This window comes from Frankia tisae (assembly GCF_025403405.1).
Classification (GTDB): Bacteria; Actinomycetota; Actinomycetes; order Frankiales; family Frankiaceae; genus Frankia; species Frankia tisai.
The window spans coordinates 1-2,374 of sequence record NZ_JANEZT010000597.1; the positions used below are offsets into that span (position 1 = coordinate 1).

Consider the following 2,374-nt stretch of genomic DNA (forward strand, 5'->3'; position numbering starts at 1 on the left):
CAGGGGTGAGGGGGTCCGCGGCGGGCCCGGGCCGGGCCCCCCGCGGGTTGGTGATCAGCGGCCGGATGAGTGCGGTCACCTCGGACAGGGACAGCGGCGGCTGCGGAACCGCGGCCGGTTCGTCGGCACGCAGGTCGAGCAGCCGGGCGTAGAGCTCCTCGGCGCGGGGCCGGTCCGCGGCGACCTTGCGCATCGCCTCCTCGACGAGCGGGCGCAGGCTGTCCTCGAACCCGTCGAGTGCGGGCGGTTCGTTCACGGTCCGAAACAGCAGCCCCGGCGTCGAGCCGCCGCCGAACGGGTAGCGGCCGGTCCCGGCGTAGATGAGGACCCCGCCCCAGGCGAACACGTCCGCCGCCGAGGTGACCGGCTCGCCCCGGGCCTGCTCGGGCGCCATGAAGGCCGGCGTCCCCATTTGGTGGTCCGCGCCGTAGCGGTCGAGATCGAGCCTGGTGGCGGTGTCCAGGGCGCGGGCGATGCCGAAGTCGATGACCTTGGGGCCGAGCCGGGACAGCAGGATGTTGGACGGTTTGAGGTCGCGGTGCACGATGCCGGCCCGGTGGATGGCCATCAGGGCGGTCGTCATGCTCACCGCGAGCTGGTGCAGCTCCGCCGAGCTCAGTGGACCCCGTCCCGCCACCGCCTCGGCGAGCGTCGGACCATCGACGAACTCGGTGATCAGGTACGGCTGCTCGGCGTTGATGTCAACGTCGAGGACTGCGGCGGTGCAGAACCGGGCCACCCGGCGGGCGTTGTCGGCCTCCTGCTTCAACCGCGCCCGGAACTCGGCGAGACGGGCAAGATCCGGCCGGATCAGCTTGACGGCCACCTGCCCGCCGGCCGGGTTCACGCCCAGGTAGACCGTGCCCATGCCGCCCGCCCCGAGCCGGCGCAGCAGCCGGTAGGGGCCGACCTGGGTCGGTGCCTCGGAACCCGGCCCGGGACGACGGTCGTCCGCGCCGTCGGCGGCGGCGCCGTGACCGGATGGGTGGGACATCGGTGCGTCACTCCCGCCCTGGTCGTCGAGGATGCCGGCCGACGCTCTGCCGGCGGCTAGCGGCTAGCGGCGCTGCGCCCTGGCCCGGCGCCGTCCCCGAGCCGCCAACTGGTAGTGCACGGCCAGGAAGGACAGCGCGAGGAACAGCGGGAGCAGCACTGAGGGCGCGGTCGCGCTGGTGTCCGCGGAGACGAGCACCATGTCGATGCCGGCGTTGAGATCCTTGCCGCAATTAACCTCCACCGGACGGTAACCCGGCCGGAAGCTGGCGAACTGGACGACGGTCTCAAACGTACCGGCCTGGTCGGCGACGGCTCGCCCGACCAGCTCGCCGCTGGCCGTGAGCACAACCGGCGCCCCGGGTCGGCACCCGGCACCGCGGGCGAACAGCAGGTCCCCCGCGGTGACGACGGTCCGGTCGAACAGCAGCTCCCCGGGTTGTGCCTCCCGCGCCACCGGGGTGCCGACGGGCGGTTGCGGGGCCCCGGAGGCTAGCACCGCGGTGCACTCGCCGAGCACGCGAACGGTGCCCTTGGCGCAGCGTGGCGGCGCCGGAACGGCGCACAGCTCATCGAGCGGCACCGCTATGCCACCCGGGCACAGCCGCCGCCCGGCCGGGCAGTCCAGCGTCGCCGCCCGCACCGAGCCGTCCCAACAGACGACCGGGACCGGCGGTGACGGCTTCGGCGCCGGGCACGCCTCGCCCACCGGCACCCCGACCGGCGAGCCGGGGCAGAGCCGCTGCGGCAGCGGGCACTGGTCCGCGCTGGCCCGCACCGACCCGTCCGGGCAGGTGACCGAGACGGCGTGCGACGGCTGTGAACTGCCGGTCGGGCTGGACGCGGGCTGGTCGGTCCGCGTGGCGGATGGCTCCGGGCAGGGCGTGCCGGCTGCCGCCCGGCCGTGGGGCCGCGCGGCCGCGCTCTCGCAGGGCCGCGGCTCGTCACAGCCCGGCGCCGGCGACGAGCCGGCGGGGCATGGCGGGGTGCACCGTTCACCGGACGGCTCGTCGGCGTCGGCGTCGGCCGCGCCGCACGTCGGCGCAGGGCACTGCCCGGCGGGGACGCCGGCGGCCGCCGGGGGGCAGGCCGAGGAGGTGGAGTCGCACGTCCCCGCCGGACCGTGGGTCATCCCGGTCGGGCAGGGTGCCGGGCGCGTGGAACACGCCTGGTCGGCGTCGGCGGTCGCACCGGCCGGGCATGCCGGCGGTCCAGAGGCGCACCCGTCTCGGGCACCGGCCGCTGTCCCGCCCGGGCATGCGGATGGGCTGTTCGTCGGGCCGCCGGACGGGCTGGCCGAATCCGAGGACGCCGGGCCTCCAGTCAGCCGCGGGTTCTGCCCGCCGTCAGCGCTCGGCGACGGGGCCGGCTGGGTATTCGG

The 2,374-nt window shown here is 75.8% G+C and carries 2 protein-coding genes and 1 pseudogene; 1 reads left to right on the plus strand and 2 read right to left on the minus strand.

Going from position 1 to position 2,374, the window contains the following annotated elements; genetic code table 11:
- Both NBZ85_RS30310 and NBZ85_RS30315 read right to left on the minus strand, forming a co-directional pair.
- The coding region (locus NBZ85_RS30310) for a serine/threonine-protein kinase (protein WP_261563338.1) at positions 1-994 on the minus strand (994 nt) is incomplete at its 3' end.
- A gap of 63 nt (positions 995-1,057) precedes the next feature.
- Positions 1,058-1,576, minus strand: a complete 519-nt coding sequence (locus tag NBZ85_RS30315) for a hypothetical protein (protein WP_261560648.1) — start codon at positions 1,574-1,576, stop codon at positions 1,058-1,060.
- Between the two features lie 4 nt (positions 1,577-1,580).
- Here NBZ85_RS30315 and NBZ85_RS30320 point away from each other — a divergent pair.
- Positions 1,581-2,374: pseudogene (locus tag NBZ85_RS30320) on the plus strand (hypothetical protein); the annotation flags it as partial.